This is a genomic window from Streptomyces sp. AK010 (genome assembly GCF_014207295.1).
Classification (GTDB): domain Bacteria; phylum Actinomycetota; class Actinomycetes; order Streptomycetales; family Streptomycetaceae; genus Streptomyces; species Streptomyces massasporeus.
The window spans coordinates 197,970-212,463 of the sequence record NZ_JACHCX010000014.1 but is presented as its reverse complement, the minus strand read 5'-3'; the positions used below and the strand labels follow the sequence as shown (position 1 = coordinate 212,463).

Sequence of the window (14,494 nt, the reverse complement as noted above, 5' to 3'; positions counted from 1 at the left end):
CGATTGTTTCACGCTCCACAGCCCGCCGTGGAACCCCTGGCCTGACGGGCGCCTTATCTAGCGACAGAGGTATTGTCAAGAGGGTTCTGCTCACCTCGGCGGGCGATTTTTGTGCCCCTGACTGGAAAGCAGTGGGGGTGAGGCCTGCCCCCCGATCGAGACGAAACGGAGAGCGCGCGTGACCCGCAGCGTGTACGTGACCGGCATCGACCGCGGCGACGGACGCCAGGTCGTCGAACTGGGGGTCATGGAGCTCCTCACCCGGCAGGTCGACCGGGTCGGTGTGTTCCGTCCCCTGGTCCACGACGGACCCGACCGCCTCTTCGAGCTGCTGCGTGCCCGCTACCGGCTCACCCAGGACCCGGCGACCGTCTACGGCATGGACTACCACGAGGCGTCCGCCCTCCAGGCCGAGGCCGGCACCGACGAGCTGGCGTCCACCCTCGTCGACCGCTTCCACCTGGTCGCGCGGGACTACGACGTCGTCCTGGTCCTCGGCACCGACTACGCCGACACGCAGCTGCCGGACGAGCTGTCGCTCAACGCCCGGCTGGCGAACGAGTTCGGCGCGTCCGTGATCCCGGTCGTCGGCGGCCGCAAGCAGACCGTGGAGGCCGTGCTCGCCGAGACGCGCAACGCCTACCGCGCCTACGACACCCTGGGCTGCGACGTCCTGGCCATGGTCGCCAACCGGGTGGCCCGCGACGACCGCGACGAGATCGCCGGCCAGCTCGACTCCCGGCTGCCCGTGCCCTGTTACGTCCTGCCCGACGAGCCCGCGCTGTCCGCGCCGACCGTCTCGCAGATCGGCCACGCCCTCGGCGCCAAGGTGGTGCTGGGCGACGACTCCGGGCTCGCCCGGGACGTGCTCGGCTTCGTCTTCGGCGGCGCCATGCTGCCGAACTTCCTGGGCGCCCTGACCCCGGGCTGCCTCGTGGTCACCCCGGGCGACCGCGCCGACCTGGTCGTCGGCTCGCTCGCCGCGCACAGCGCCGGCACCCCGCCGATAGCGGGTGTGCTGCTCACCCTGGACGAGGTGCCCGGCGACCACATCCTCACCCTCGCCGACCGCCTCGCCCCCGGCACCCCGGTGCTGTCGGTGGCCGGCACCAGCTTCCCCACCGCCGAGCAGCTGTTCTCCCTGGAGGGCAAGCTGAACGCGGCCACCCCGCGCAAGGCCGAGCGGGCCCTCGGCCTGTTCGAGCGCTACGCCGACACCGTCGACCTCGCGCGCCGCGTCTCCGCGCCGAGCAGCGACCGCGTCACGCCGATGATGTTCGAGCACAAGCTGCTGGAGCAGGCCCGCTCCGACCTGCGCCGGGTCGTCCTGCCCGAGGGCACGGAGGAGCGGGTGCTGCACGCGGCCGAGGTGCTGCTGCGCCGGGGCGTGTGCGAACTGACGCTGCTCGGCCCGGTCGACCTGATCCGCAAGAAGGCCGCCGATCTCGGCGTCGACCTCGGCGAGTCCCAGCTGATCGACCCGGCCGCCTCCGAACTGCGCGACGGCTTCGCCGAGAAGTACGCGGACCTGCGCGCCCACCGGGGCGTCACCGTGGAGCTGGCGTACGACGTCGTCTCCGATGTGAACTACTTCGGCACGCTGATGGTCCAGGAGGGCCTCGCCGACGGCATGGTGTCGGGCTCGGTGCACTCCACGGCCGCGACCATCCGCCCGGCGTTCGAGATCATCAAGACCAAGCCGGACGCCGACATCGTCTCGTCCGTCTTCTTCATGTGCCTGGCCGACAAGGTCCTCGTCTACGGCGACTGCGCGGTCAACCCGGACCCGAACGCCGAGCAGCTCGCCGACATCGCCATCCAGTCGGCGACCACGGCCGAGCAGTTCGGCGTGGAGCCGCGGATCGCGATGCTGTCGTACTCCACCGGCACCTCCGGTTCCGGCGCCGACGTCGACAAGGTCCGCGAGGCCACCGAGCTGGTGCGCGCGCGCCGGCCCGACCTCAAGATCGAGGGCCCGATCCAGTACGACGCCGCGGTGGAGCCGTCGGTCGCGGCGACCAAGCTGCCCGGCTCCGAGGTCGCCGGGCAGGCGAGCGTGCTGATCTTCCCCGACCTGAACACCGGCAACAACACCTACAAGGCCGTGCAGCGCTCGGCCGGCGCGATCGCGGTCGGTCCCGTGCTGCAGGGTCTGCGCAAGCCGGTCAACGACCTGTCCCGGGGCGCCCTGGTCTCCGACATCGTGAACACCGTCGCGATCACCGCGATCCAGGCCCAGATGCCCGCCCCGTACCCGAGCGAGAAGGCGACCGCCCAGTGAGCCCCACCCGTGTCCTCGTCCTCAACTCCGGCTCCTCGTCGGTGAAGTACCAGCTGCTCGACATGCGCGACAGCAGCCGGCTCGCGGTGGGCCTGGTCGAGCGCATCGGGGAGCAGACGTCCCGGCTGAAGCACACCCCGGCCGGCGGCGAGAGCCGGGAGCGAAGCGGGGCGATCGCCGACCACGACGCCGCCCTGAAGGCCGTCGCCGAGGAGCTCGCCAGGGACGGCCTGGGACTGGACTCGCCCGAACTGGCCGCGCTCGGGCACCGGGTGGTGCACGGCGGGAAGTTCTTCACCGAGCCGACCGTCATCGACGACGCCGTGCTCGCCGAGATCGAGCGGCTCATCCCGGTGGCCCCGCTGCACAACCCGGCCAACCTCACCGGCATCCGCACCGCCCAGGCGCTGCGCCCGGACCTGCCGCAGGTCGCCGTCTTCGACACGGCGTTCCACACGACGATGCCGGAGTCGGCCGCCCGCTACGCGATCGACGTCAAGACCGCCGACGAGCACCGCATCCGGCGCTACGGCTTCCACGGCACCTCGCACGCCTATGTCTCCCGGGCCACCGCCGAGCTGCTGGGCAAGGACCCGTCCGAGACGAACGTGATCGTGCTGCACCTGGGCAACGGGGCGTCCGCGTCGGCCGTGCGGGGCGGCCGCTGCGTGGACACCTCCATGGGGCTGACGCCTTTGGAGGGGCTCGTGATGGGTACGCGCTCGGGAGACATGGACCCGGCCGTCATCTTCCATTTGATGCGTGTTGGTGGAATGTCCGCCGACGAGATCGACACTCTTCTCAACAAGAAGAGCGGTCTGATCGGTCTGTGCGGTGACAACGACATGAGGGAGATCCGCCGCCGTGTCGAAGAGGGCGACGAGCAGGCGGAGCTGGCGTTCGACATCTACATTCACCGGCTGAAGAAGTACATCGGCGCCTATTACGCCGTACTCGGGCGGGTGGACGCGGTCGCCTTCACGGCCGGTGTCGGCGAGAACGCGGCTCCCGTGCGGGCGGCCGCCCTGGCGGGGCTGGAGGAGCTGGGCCTGACGGTGGACGGCGAGCGCAACGCCGTACGCGGCGAGGAGGCGCGGCTGATCTCGCCCGAGGGCGCCCGGGTCGCGGTGGCGGTGGTACCCACTGACGAGGAATTGGAGATCGCGACACAGACCTACGCGCTGGTAATTGGTCCGGGGAATCACACCTGAGCGGCATCCCGCCCTTTTGTATTTTCCGCCAGACGGAATATTCCGTTGCGAAACAAACCGATAGGATCGCCCCCATGCGCCGTTCGAAAATCGTCTGTACTCTCGGCCCTGCGGTCGACTCCCACGATCAGCTTGTCGCGTTGATCGAAGCCGGCATGAACGTGGCCCGCTTCAACTTCAGCCACGGCAGCCACGCCGAGCACCAGGGCCGGTACGACCGGGTCCGTGCCGCCGCCAAGGAGACCGGCCGGGCCATCGGTGTCCTCGCCGACCTCCAGGGCCCGAAGATCCGTCTGGAGACCTTCGCCGAGGGTCCCGTCGAGCTGGTGCGCGGTGACGAGTTCACCATCACCACCGAAGACGTCCCGGGCGACAAGGCGATCTGCGGGACGACCTACAAGGGTCTGCCCGGTGATGTCACCAAGGGCGACCAGGTCCTCATCAACGACGGCAACGTCGAGCTGAAGGTCACCGAGGTCGAGGGCCCCAGGGTCAAGACGATCGTCATCGAGGGCGGCGTCATCTCCGACCACAAGGGCATCAACCTGCCCGGCGCGGCCGTCAACGTGCCCGCCCTGTCCGAGAAGGACATCGAGGACCTCCGCTTCGCCCTCCGGATGGGCTGCGACCTGGTCGCGCTGTCCTTCGTCCGGGACGCCAAGGACGTCCAGGACGTGCACCGCATCATGGACGAGGAGGGCCGCCGCGTCCCCGTCATCGCCAAGGTGGAGAAGCCGCAGGCGGTGCAGAACATGGAGGACGTCGTGATGGCGTTCGACGGTGTGATGGTCGCCCGCGGTGACCTGGCCGTCGAGTACCCGCTCGAGAAGGTCCCCATGGTGCAGAAGCGCCTGATCGAGCTGTGCCGGCGCAACGCCAAGCCGGTGATCGTGGCGACCCAGATGATGGAGTCGATGATCACCAACTCCCGTCCGACCCGCGCCGAGGCCTCCGACGTGGCCAACGCGATCCTGGACGGCGCCGACGCGGTCATGCTGTCCGCCGAGTCGAGCGTGGGGGCGTACCCGATCGAGACCGTGAAGACGATGTCGAAGATCGTCGCCGCGGCCGAGCAGGAGCTGATGTCCAAGGGCCTGCAGCCGCTGGTTCCGGGCAAGAAGCCGCGCACGCAGGGCGGTTCGGTGGCCCGGGCCGCGTGCGAGATCGCCGACTTCCTCGGCGGCCGGGGCCTGGTGGCCTTCACGCAGTCCGGCGACACCGCCCGCCGTCTCTCGCGCTACCGCGCGGTGCAGCCGATCATCGCCTTCACCACCGACGAGGGCACCCGCAACCAGATGGCGCTGAGCTGGGGCGTGGAGCCGTACGTGGTGCCGTTCGTGAACAGCACCGACGAGATGGTCGACCTGGTCGAGCAGGAACTGGTGAAGCTGAACCGCTTCAACGACGGCGACATCGTGGTCATCACCGCCGGTTCGCCCCCCGGCGTGCCCGGCACCACCAACATGGTGCGGGTCCACCACCTGGGCGAGGCCAAGGGCTGATCCGTCAGGGGCCGTGAAGGCCCCTGAAAGGCACCGAGGGCGCCTCCTGGATTCCCAGGGGGGCGCCCTCGGTGTGTGCGGCTCCCGAACGGGCTCTGAGGGGCGCTCAGCCGGTGACGAAGTTGTGCAGCCCCGGCACGTGCAGGGTTCCGCCGAACTGGCCGGCCTGCTGGACCCTCACGTTGGTGAAGTAGATCAGCGGGATGTTCAGCGGCGGCGGGTGCTCCGGGTCGAACGTGATCGGTATCAGCCCGAGCAGGTTGCCGGAGATGCTCTCCGTGTACATCACGGTGTCGCCGTCGCGGATCGTGGACGTCGAGCCCTTGGCCGCCTGCACGTGGTAGGTCTTGCCGGACTGCTTGTCCTGGACGGTCTGGTGCAGGTCGCCGATGTCGGTGCCGCCGGATATGACGTACTTCAGCACCTTCTTGACGGTGCCGTTGGCGGTCCGCACCTCGACGACGCCCTTATAGTCAGCGCCCTTCAGCGTCAGCGAGCTGGCGTTGAGGAACCACGGGTCGTCCGGCAGCGGCACCTTGTTGTCGACGCCGCCCTCGGCGTCGGTGGCGGCCGGGCAGTCGTCGGCGTCCGTGGTGGCGCTCGGGGAGGGGCTGGGCGAGGCGGTGGCCTCCTTCGCCTTCTCCGTCGCGTCCTCGGCCGCCTTCTCGACGGCCTTGGTGGTGTCCTCCACCGTCTTGCCGGTGTCCTTCACCGTGTCGGACGCCTTGTCGGTGGTGTCCTTGACGGTGTCCTCGACCGTGCCGGTGGCCTTCTCGGCCGTGTCCTGCGTACCGGAGGCGTCCTCGGCCGGCTTCTCGGTGCTCTGCGACGCCGAGGCGGACGGGGTCGGGCTGGGGCTCGCCGCGTCCTTGCTCCCGCCGTCGAAGATGCCGCCGATCGCGTCGCCGATGTCCTCCAGGATGTTGCCGTCGCTCTCGGACGGCGAGGGGGACGGGGTAGCGGCCGCGTCGTCGCCGCCGGTGGCGGGCGCGCTCGTGGACGGGGTCGGCTTCGGCTCGGCCTCGTCATCGGAACCTGAATCCGACGAAGAGGAACCGCCGTTGTTCGCCTCCGTGCCACCCGAGGGGGACGGCTTCGGGGCGGTGTCGCCCTGGTCGTCCTTCTCGTCGGTCGCGCCGTCGCTCGCCGAGGGGGACGGCGTGGGCGAGGCGGATGCGTCTCCCTTGGCGTCCTTGTCGGAGTCCTCCAGGGCCGCGACACAGTCCTTGTACTCGTCGGCCGTCAGGCTCTTGGAGGTCGGCGCCGCCGGGGTGTCGCTGTCGGCTATGGCGAGCGTCGACGTGAAGCCCATGCCCATGAGCACCGCCGTCGGCATCGCGGCCATGGCTATCGCCTTGCCGGCCGGCCTGTTGAACCTGGTGAACAGCGGCTTCTTGGGTGCCGCGTGGCGCGGCCCGGTTCTCACACGGGACGCCTCCACATCAGCCCCGTGGGTCACCTCGTCAGCCGGCACTGTGCCTCCCGTTCGCCCCGTTGGCCGGGTTCGTTCCTGACAGATCGTTCGGCTCGTCCACCCCGTCCACGGGCCGCAGCACCGCGGTGTCGTGGTCCGTGGCCTCGGGAGCCCCGCCCGTGCCGGTGCTGGCCATCGCGGCGGACTGTTCCGCGTGACGTGCGCCCGGCGCCCAGGCCACGGCCATCGCCCCGCCCACGAGGGCGAAGAGGAAACCGATGAGGAAGCCGCCGAGGTTGGACACGGGAATGGACACCAGTGCCAGCAGGATCGCCGCGACTCCCGCGAAGACGCGGACATGCTTCTGGAACCAGAGGCTCACGCCCAGTACGACGAGCAGCACGCCGATGATCAGGGACCCGGCACCCGCGGTGGTCGCCATCGCCAGCGTCAGGTGACCGAGCTGGAGGTTCGCGTACGGGAAGTAGGCGATGGGCAGTCCACTGATGAGGACGAACAGCCCGGCCCAGAACGGCCGCTCACCCCGCCAGGCGCGGAACTGCTGCCTCCGGACGGTGAACTGGCCGGTGGCGGCAGGAGTCTCGGCGCTCATGGAAAAACAGCTCCCTGGTACAGCGTTGCTGTGGTGGTGATGTGGGCCCCGCGTGATGGCGCGGCCGGAAGGTGGACGGGCGGGGGCGCCACCGGCTCCCCCGCCCGTCATCGAGTGCTTAGTAGCACTCCTTGACACCCGTCGACAGCGACATCTTCAGGCCGCTGAGCTTGAAGGTTCCGGCGGTGGTCGCCCACGCCGTCTGCTTCACGTCGGTCAGGGTCGCCCTGTCGGCCTGCTGGGCGAAGCCGTACGGGTTCGCCGTCTCGCCCTTCCTCATGGCCGGACCCTTGTTGGCGTCCTTGGCGGCCACACCGATGTCGATGTTCTCGAACGTCGCGTCGGCGCTGAGGTCGGCGACGTCGATGTAGAGGTTCTGGGCCTCCACCGGCTTCGCACCCTGACCCGCACGCAGGATCAGGCTGACGTTTCCGAGCACCGGAATGTTCGGGGTGACGACCGACTGGCACAGGTTCTTGATCGTCGCCTGCTTGAACGACGAGACGGCGACCGGGTGAACGGCCTTCTTGCCGTCCATCGTGTATCCCTCGTCGAGGGCGCCGTACTGCGAGAAGCCCTCACCGACGAGCTGGTCGGTCGTGACCTTGAACGACTGACCCGAGACACTGAACGACGCGGCGAGAGCGCCCTGCGCGAGGGCGACACCTATCGCAGCCGTGGCGGCGACGCTGGGCACCATCACCACAGCGAACCGCTTCCATCTGGTCCCGCCACGCACCTGGGACTCCATATTTCCTCCTTCTCGGACGTACATCTCCTGCCCTGACTCGCCCCGATTGGCGGCTCAGCCGGGCAGGGATGGGAGAAGTGCTACGTCCTCGGGAAGGAGAGCGCCTGCACTCGGCGGCGCAACTGCGCCCGAATCACCGGCGATCACCCCCGAGCGACAACCACTGGTCGCGCCTGACACGCATCACGCACAACCCTGCTGGACAGGCTTCGCCGGAAGGGCGAAGACCCCCCTGTCCAAGAGCCGGCGCCACTGCCGCCGGCTCTGCTCGGTGGGGACCCAGGTTGTCCCGCGACCCAACCGGCTGCCGGGGTACGGGAATGGACCGAGCGTGGCCGATCGTGGTGCATTCTCGCCGCCCGCACAAGGGGGTTCGTTACTCGCTAGTAACGGCCGGATAACCGAACAACGACCCATCGGTCTCGGTCGGCCACACAGGGTGCTGTCGAGAGGCGGCACAAAGCTGTTGATCGATGGACAGAATCCGACAGATCAACGCCGACGGCTTACTCGCAGTAACAGCGGCCGCGATTACCAAGTTTTGGTAAAGCGCGGCCGCAGTGACCCCCTGAGGGCGAACTTTTCACGCGAGCACCACAAGCCCGCGCGTTTAATGACTGGTCAGAACAGGGCGCGTGCCAGGGCCCTGCGCGCCGCGATCACGCGGGGATCGTCGGGCCCGACGACCTCGAACAGCTCCACCAGCCGCATCCGCACGGTGTCCCGGTCGTCACCCACCGTGCGCCGCACGGTCTCGATGAGCCGGCCGAAGGCGTCCTCCACATGGCCGCCCACCAGATCCAGGTCGGCGGCGGCGATCTGCGCCTGCACGTCGGCCGGCTTGTCGGCCGCGTCCCGGCGCACCTGCTGCGGGTCGACGCCCTGCACCCGCTGGAGCAACTCGGCCTGCGCGAGACCCAGTTTGGCCTCCTCGTTACCCGGGTCGTCGTTCAGGACGTTCTTGTACGCCTGGACGGCACCGGACAGGTCGCCCGAGTCCAGCGCCTGCACGGCGGCCTCGAGGAGCCCGTCGTGCGGACCGGCCGGCCGCTCGGCTGCCGCCGCCGGGGCGCCGCCCGGCACGGCCTCGGGATCGACGGTGAGACCGGTCAGACCGAAGCGCTGCTCGCCGACCTGCACCAGCTGGTCCAGGGTCTGGCGGATCTGCGCCTCGCCCGCCGCCCCCTGGAAGAGCGGCAGCGCCTGCCCCGCGACGACCGCGAACACCGCGGGGATTCCCTGGATGCCGAACTGCTGCATCAGCATCTGGTTGGCGTCGACATCGACCTTGGCGAGCAGGAAACGGCCGTTGTACTCGACGGCCAGCCGCTCCAGGACCGGGCTGAGCTGCTTGCAGGGCTCACACCACTCGGCCCAGAAGTCGATGACGACGGGCACTTCGGCGGAACGCTGCAGGACGTCCCTCTCGAACCCCGCCTCGTCGACGTCGATGACGAGATCGGCCGGGGAGATCGCCCCCGCCCCGCCCTCCCGGGCTGCTTGCGCGCGCGCCTGCTCCGCCTTCGCCTTGGCCTCCTGGGCCGCCTTCACCGCGGCGAGGTCGACGACTCCGCTCATGGACATGTTCCGTGGCTGCATGCGCCTATCCTCCCCCGTTCTGCGCGCGCGTGTGAAAAACGGTGTGAAAGCCGGGCCGGTCCGTGCCCTTCGGCGCCGGGTCCCCACCCCACGCCGGGTGTGTCAAGGCCCGTGTACGTCCATCACGGGCTTTCGCTACGAGTCGTAGCGTAATGCCCCGCCGGGGCGCCGGGACACCACCCCCCGGTGATCTCCCTCACGGCCGCACAGGAACCGCCGGTTTATGGTCATCAGATGCAGAGCCGCAGCCCAGCCAGCCGCACCGGGCGCCCGCGCAGCGCCACGGCGGACGCCGCGATCCTGGCCGCGACGCGTGAGGCTCTCGTGGAACTGGGCTGGTCCAAGCTCACCCTGGGAGACGTCGCGACGCGGGCCGGGGTTGCGAAAACGACGCTGTACCGCCGCTGGGCGGGCAAGAACGAACTGGTCGTCGACGCCGTCGCGGAACTCTTCGACGCGCTGGAACTCCCCGACCGCGGCTCCCTGGCCGCCGACATCGAGGGTGTGGTCCTGCAGTTCGCCACGATCCTGGCTCTCCCGGAGGCGAAGAGCGGCCTGATGGCGGTGGTGGCGGAAGCCACCCGCGACGACGCCCTGCGGGAGCGCATCCGGGCATCGGTCGTCGACCGCCAGAAGCGCCTGGTCCTGGAGGGCCGCGCGCGGGCCCAGGCCCGGGGTGAACTGCCCGCGGAGCCGGACCCCGGCTCGTCCGCCCGCACGGTGGACCTGATCTTCGACATGGTGGCGGGTGCGGTGGTCCACCGCACCCTGGTGAGCGCGGAACCGGCGGACGAGGAATGGGTCCGCGGCTTCACCAGGGTGCTGCTGCACGGGTTGAGCGATTAGGGCCCGCCGGATGGACCGGGCCGCGGGTCAGAAGCCTGCCGGCTCCGTGTAGACCCCCCACTCGTCCCGCAGCACGTTGCAGATCTCGCCGAGTGTGGCCTCCGCCCGTACCGCGTCCAGCATCGGCTCGATCATGTTGGCGCCGCTGCGGGCGGCGGCCAGCATGGCGTCGAGCGCGGTGCGCACCGCGGCGTCGTCACGGGCCGCCTTGCGCCCGCCCAGCGTCCGGACCTGCTCGCGCTCCACCTCGTGGCTGACCCGCAGGATCTCCAGGTCCCCGGTGACCGACCCGTCGTGACAGTTCACGCCGACGACCCGCTTGTCGCCCTTCTCGAGGGCCCGCTGGTACCGGAACGCCGACTCGGCGATCTCCCCGGTGAACCAGCCGTCCTCGATCCCGCGCAGGATCCCGGAGGTGATCGGGCCGATGGGGTGCTGCCCGTCGGGGTGCGCCCGCAGCCCGCGCTCCTTGATCTGCTCGAAGATCTTCTCCGCGTCCGCCTCGATCCGGTCGGTCAGCTGCTCGATGTACCAGGAACCGCCCAGCGGGTCGGCCACGTTGGCGACGCCGGTCTCCTCCATCAGCACCTGCTGGGTGCGCAGCGCGATCTCCGCCGCCTGCTCGCTCGGCAGGGCGAGGGTCTCGTCGAGGGCGTTGGTGTGCAGCGAGTTCGTCCCGCCGAGCACGGCCGCCAGCGCCTCCACGGCCGTCCGTACGACGTTGTTGTACGGCTGCTGCGCGGTGAGGGAGACCCCCGCGGTCTGCGTGTGGAAGCGGAGCCACTGGGCCTTCTCGGACTTCGCGCCGTAGACGTCGCGCATCCAGCGGGCCCAGATGCGCCGGGCCGCGCGGAATTTGGCGATCTCCTCGAAGAAGTCGACGTGCGCGTCGAAGAAGAAGGACAGGCCGGGGGCGAAGACGTCCACGTCCAGCCCGCGCGACAGTCCCAGCTCGACGTACCCGAAGCCGTCCGCCAGCGTGTAGGCCAGCTCCTGCGCGGCCGTCGCCCCGGCCTCGCGGATGTGGTAGCCGGAGACGGACAGCGGCTTGTACGCGGGGATGCCGGCCGCGCAGTGCTCCATGAGGTCGCCGATGAGCCGCAGGTGCGGCTCGGGCTGGAAGAGCCACTCCTTCTGGGCGATGTACTCCTTGAAGATGTCCGTCTGGAGCGTGCCGTTGAGGACGGACGGGTCGACGCCCTGCCGTTCGGCGGCGACCAGGTACATGCAGAAGACGGGGACGGCCGGGCCGCTGATGGTCATCGACGTCGTGACGTCGCCCAGCGGGATGTCCTTGAACAGGACCTCCATGTCGGCCGCCGAGTCGATGGCGACGCCGCAGTGCCCGACCTCGCCGAGCGAGCGCGGGTCGTCGGAGTCGCGGCCCATGAGCGTCGGCATGTCGAAGGCGACGGAGAGCCCGCCTCCGCCGTTGCCGAGGATCGTCTTGTAGCGCTCGTTGGTCTGCTCGGCGTTGCCGAATCCGGCGAACTGCCGGATGGTCCACGTCCGCCCTCGGTAGCCGGTCGCGTACAGGCCCCGGGTGAAGGGGTATTCCCCGGGCCAGCCGATCCGGTCGAACCCGTCGTAGGTGTCACCGGGCCGCGGCCCGTACACCGGCTCCACGGGGTCGCCGGAGAGCGTGGTGAAGTCGGCCTCGCGCTTGCGTGCGGCGTCGTACCGGGCCTGCCAGCGGCGGCGGCCCTCCTCGATGGCGTCAGCGTCCATACCGTCGAATTTACTTGGACGTCCTAGTAAATGTCGATGGCTGACGGGAGTGACCTGGCGAACGGGTGAGAACGACCGCCGCACGCACGCGTGCGGCGGCCCCGGAACGCGCCCAGGCCGCTCCTAGGCCTTGACGGGCGCGGGCGCGTCCTCGGCGAGCTTGCCCTCCAGCTCATGGCTGATCCTGCGCTCCACGAAGAACGCGGCCGTGGGGATCGTGCCGGCCAGCAGCACCCACAGCTGCTTCTTGACCGGCCACTTCGCCTTGGAGCCGAGGTCGAAGGCGAAAATCAGGTACACGACGTACAACCAGCCGTGCGCGATGCTGACCACCTGCGTGAAGTCAGCCGCGCCGCCCAGATCGAGGACGTACTTGCCGATCATGCCGAGGGTCAGCGCGACGAGCAGCACACCGGTGACGTAGGCCATGACCCGGTAGCGGGTCAGCACGCTCTTCTTCATGCCGTCGAGCGTAACGACCCGTTCCGGGGGATCTCGCCCCGGGTCACTCCTCCTCGAAGTCACCCGCCCAGACGCGCAGCGGCCGCAGCATCGCGAAGATCTCCGCGCACTCCTCGGCGTCGTACGTCCCGAGCCCGAAGTCCATCGCCATCAGGTCGCGGGTGGCCGACTCGACGACCTCGCGGCCCTTGTCGGTGATGCTGGCGAGGGTGCCGCGGCCGTCGTTCGGGTTGGGCCGCTTGGCGACCAGACCCGACTTCACCAGCCGGTCCACGGTGTTCGTCACGGACGTGGGGTGCACCATGAGCCGCTCACCGATCTTGGACATCGGCAGCTCGCCGGACTTGGAGAAGGTGAGCAGCACCAGCGCCTCGTAGCGCGCGAACGTCAGCCCGTACGGCCTGACCACCGCGTCGACCTCGCCCAGCAGGATCTGCTGGGCGCGCATGATCGAGGTGATCGCGGCCATGGACGGCACGTTTCCCCAGCGCTGCTTCCAGCGTTCGTCGGCGCGCGCGATCGGATCGAAGGAGAGACTGAGCGGCTTCGGCACGAACCCGACCTTACCGGCCGGTCACATGGCGGTCAGCCTTGTCTCGCCCTTCGGGCGGGCCACCACGGGGGCGCCGCGTCGGGGCCGCTCCCGTCAGCTACTCGGCGAGGTGCCGCTCCACCGTCTCCACCTTGGACGTGAGGCCGTCCGTCACGCCGGGGCGGATGTCCGCCTTGAGGACGAGGGAGACCCGGGGAGCCCGGCGCTCGACCGCGGCGACCGCGCGCCGGACGACGTCCATGACCTCGTCCCACTCTCCTTCGACGGACGTGAACATCGCGTCGGTGCGGTTCGGCAACCCCGACTCGCGCACCACCCGCACGGCGTCGGCGACGTACTCCCCCACGTCCTCACCGACGCCGAGCGGCGTCACGGAAAAGGCGACGATCACGCGCCCACCACGCCTTCCTTGCGGGCACGGGACGCGATGACCGCGTCCTCGGCCTCACGCCGCAGCATGCGCTCGGCGAAGAACCCACCGGCCGGCAGCACCGAGAGGACGAAGTACAGCGCGGCGGTCTTCAGCGACCACTTCGCCCGGTTCCACGCGTCGGCCCAGAAGATGACGTACAGGACGAAGAGCGCACCGTGCACCGCGCCCATCACCGGCACGGCGTTGAAGTCCGTGGTCCGCTTCAGCACCGAGCAGACCAGCAGGAGGAGGAAGGAGATCGCCTCGGGGGCCGAGACCAGGCGGAGGCGGCGGATGGCGGTGGCGGTCTTGAGGTCCACGGGTCACCTTCGGTGGGAGAGGAACAGTTTGTGAACACGCGCACAAGCGTCCCGCCCATTGTGGCAAACCGCCTCGGCACCCGGCCCCCAGGGGTGCGGTCAGGGGCGTTCTCCACCCACGGGCCCTGTCCCAGGGGCCCGGCCTGCGGCTACCTTCCAGTCGTGGCGATGTTCCGACTTCAGAGCAGCAAGGTGCTCGCCGTCGACATGACCGGGGATGCCGTGAAGGCGAAGAACGGCTCGATGGTCGCGTACGACGGTGAGATGGCCTTCAAGAAGCTCAGCGGCGGCGGCGAGGGCATCCGGGGCATGGTGACCCGGCGGCTGACCGGTGAGCAGATGACGTTGATGGAGGTGAAGGGGCGCGGGACCTGCTGGTTCGCGGACCGCGCCTCCGAGATCAACCTGGTCAGCATCCAGGGCGACAAGCTGTACGTCGAGTCGAGCAACCTGCTCGCGACCGACGGCGGACTGCGCACGGGCACGGAGTTCACGGGCCTGCGCGGCGCCTCGCAGGGCAACGGGCTGTTCACGACGACCGTCGAGGGCCACGGCCAGGCGGCGATCATGTCGGACGGCCCGGCGGTGGTGCTGCGGGTGAGCGCGCAGTACCCGCTGACCGTCGACCCGGGGGCGTACGTGGCGCACCAGGGGAGTCTGCGGCAGTCCTTCCAGTCCGGCGTGACGTTCCGCACGCTGCTCGGGGAGGGCGGCGGCGAGGCCTTCCAGATGCGGTTCGAGGGGGACGGGCTGGTGTACGTGCAGCCGAGCGAGCGGAACACGATCGCGGGAGACGTGTGAG

General features: G+C 69.7%; 14 protein-coding genes. 5 read left to right on the top strand and 9 right to left on the bottom strand.

Annotation, left to right across the window (positions count from 1 at the left end; translation table 11 throughout):
* Positions 1-178: 178 nt before the first annotated feature.
* The 3 genes from pta (at position 179) to pyk (ending at position 4,994) form a co-directional block, all read left to right on the top strand.
* Positions 179-2,281, top strand: coding sequence for a phosphate acetyltransferase (pta, locus tag HDC93_RS25860; protein WP_185013217.1), 2,103 nt, complete (start codon positions 179-181; stop codon positions 2,279-2,281).
* A complete protein-coding gene (locus tag HDC93_RS25855) occupies positions 2,278-3,492 on the top strand; it encodes an acetate kinase (protein WP_185013216.1) in 1,215 nt (404 codons plus the stop codon). Before pta ends, HDC93_RS25855 begins: the two co-directional genes overlap by 4 nt.
* Before the next feature lie 74 nt (positions 3,493-3,566).
* On the top strand, positions 3,567-4,994 hold the full coding sequence (gene pyk, locus HDC93_RS25850) for a pyruvate kinase (protein WP_185013215.1): 1,428 nt from the start codon (positions 3,567-3,569) through the stop codon (positions 4,992-4,994).
* Positions 4,995-5,100: 106 nt separating this feature from the next.
* On the opposite strand, the gene HDC93_RS25845 is transcribed toward pyk, so the two are convergent.
* The 4 genes from HDC93_RS25845 to HDC93_RS25830 form a co-directional block, all read right to left on the bottom strand.
* Positions 5,101-6,468: a hypothetical protein gene (locus tag HDC93_RS25845; protein WP_185013214.1), complete on the bottom strand. Its 1,368-nt coding sequence runs from the start codon at positions 6,466-6,468 to the stop codon at positions 5,101-5,103.
* Positions 6,458-7,021 carry a DUF6114 domain-containing protein gene (locus tag HDC93_RS25840; protein ID WP_185013213.1) on the bottom strand — a complete coding sequence of 188 codons (564 nt, stop codon included), beginning with the start codon at positions 7,019-7,021 and terminating at the stop codon, positions 6,458-6,460. Before HDC93_RS25840 ends, HDC93_RS25845 begins: the two co-directional genes overlap by 11 nt.
* 118 nt (positions 7,022-7,139) lie before the next feature.
* Positions 7,140-7,772, bottom strand: a complete 633-nt coding sequence (locus HDC93_RS25835; RefSeq protein ID WP_185013212.1) for a DUF6230 family protein — start codon at positions 7,770-7,772, stop codon at positions 7,140-7,142.
* Positions 7,773-8,393: 621 nt separating this feature from the next.
* Complete coding sequence (locus HDC93_RS25830; RefSeq protein ID WP_185013211.1) at positions 8,394-9,371, bottom strand: tetratricopeptide repeat protein; 978 nt, start codon at positions 9,369-9,371, stop codon at positions 8,394-8,396.
* A gap of 234 nt (positions 9,372-9,605) precedes the next feature.
* Between HDC93_RS25830 and HDC93_RS25825 the strand changes: the two genes are divergently transcribed.
* Complete coding sequence (locus tag HDC93_RS25825; RefSeq protein WP_185013210.1) at positions 9,606-10,217, top strand: TetR/AcrR family transcriptional regulator; 612 nt, start codon at positions 9,606-9,608, stop codon at positions 10,215-10,217.
* A 27-nt stretch (positions 10,218-10,244) separates the two neighbouring features.
* Here the strand turns inward: HDC93_RS25825 and HDC93_RS25820 are convergent, their stop codons facing one another.
* The 5 genes from HDC93_RS25820 to HDC93_RS25800 all read right to left on the bottom strand — a co-directional run bounded on the left by HDC93_RS25820 (position 10,245) and on the right by HDC93_RS25800 (position 13,692).
* The gene (locus tag HDC93_RS25820) at positions 10,245-11,945 is read right to left on the bottom strand and encodes a methylmalonyl-CoA mutase (RefSeq protein ID WP_185013209.1); all 1,701 of its coding nucleotides are present in this window, start codon (positions 11,943-11,945) and stop codon (positions 10,245-10,247) included.
* A 123-nt stretch (positions 11,946-12,068) separates the two neighbouring features.
* Entirely contained in the window at positions 12,069-12,407 is a 339-nt protein-coding gene (locus HDC93_RS25815) for a DUF3817 domain-containing protein (protein ID WP_053670546.1), read from the bottom strand.
* A 43-nt stretch (positions 12,408-12,450) separates the two neighbouring features.
* Positions 12,451-12,960, bottom strand: coding sequence for a MarR family winged helix-turn-helix transcriptional regulator (locus tag HDC93_RS25810; RefSeq protein WP_185013208.1), 510 nt, complete (start codon positions 12,958-12,960; stop codon positions 12,451-12,453).
* Positions 12,961-13,057: 97 nt separating this feature from the next.
* Complete coding sequence (locus tag HDC93_RS25805) at positions 13,058-13,351, bottom strand: MTH1187 family thiamine-binding protein (RefSeq protein WP_030854324.1); 294 nt, start codon at positions 13,349-13,351, stop codon at positions 13,058-13,060.
* The gene (locus HDC93_RS25800) at positions 13,348-13,692 is read right to left on the bottom strand and encodes a DUF3817 domain-containing protein (RefSeq protein WP_185013207.1); all 345 of its coding nucleotides are present in this window, start codon (positions 13,690-13,692) and stop codon (positions 13,348-13,350) included. Before HDC93_RS25800 ends, HDC93_RS25805 begins: the two co-directional genes overlap by 4 nt.
* A gap of 168 nt (positions 13,693-13,860) precedes the next feature.
* Between HDC93_RS25800 and HDC93_RS25795 the strand changes: the two genes are divergently transcribed.
* Positions 13,861-14,493: an AIM24 family protein gene (locus HDC93_RS25795; RefSeq protein WP_185013238.1), complete on the top strand. Its 633-nt coding sequence runs from the start codon at positions 13,861-13,863 to the stop codon at positions 14,491-14,493.
* Position 14,494: the final 1 nt, after the last annotated feature.

What these genes read in the sequence shown, in the direction of transcription:
- HDC93_RS25835 (WP_185013212.1), bottom strand. Translation starts at nt 7,772, where the DNA reads ATGGAGTCCCAGGTGCGTGGCGGGACCAGATGGAAGCGGTTCGCTGTG.
- HDC93_RS25830 (WP_185013211.1), bottom strand. Translation starts at nt 9,371, where the DNA reads ATGCAGCCACGGAACATGTCCATGAGCGGAGTCGTCGACCTCGCCGCG.
- HDC93_RS25825 (WP_185013210.1), top strand. Translation starts at nt 9,606, where the DNA reads ATGCAGAGCCGCAGCCCAGCCAGCCGCACCGGGCGCCCGCGCAGCGCC.
- HDC93_RS25795 (WP_185013238.1), top strand. Translation starts at nt 13,861, where the DNA reads ATGTTCCGACTTCAGAGCAGCAAGGTGCTCGCCGTCGACATGACCGGG.
- HDC93_RS25815 (WP_053670546.1), bottom strand. Translation starts at nt 12,407, where the DNA reads ATGAAGAAGAGCGTGCTGACCCGCTACCGGGTCATGGCCTACGTCACC.
- HDC93_RS25820 (WP_185013209.1), bottom strand. Translation starts at nt 11,945, where the DNA reads ATGGACGCTGACGCCATCGAGGAGGGCCGCCGCCGCTGGCAGGCCCGG.
- HDC93_RS25840 (WP_185013213.1), bottom strand. Translation starts at nt 7,021, where the DNA reads ATGAGCGCCGAGACTCCTGCCGCCACCGGCCAGTTCACCGTCCGGAGG.
- pyk (WP_185013215.1), top strand. Translation starts at nt 3,567, where the DNA reads ATGCGCCGTTCGAAAATCGTCTGTACTCTCGGCCCTGCGGTCGACTCC.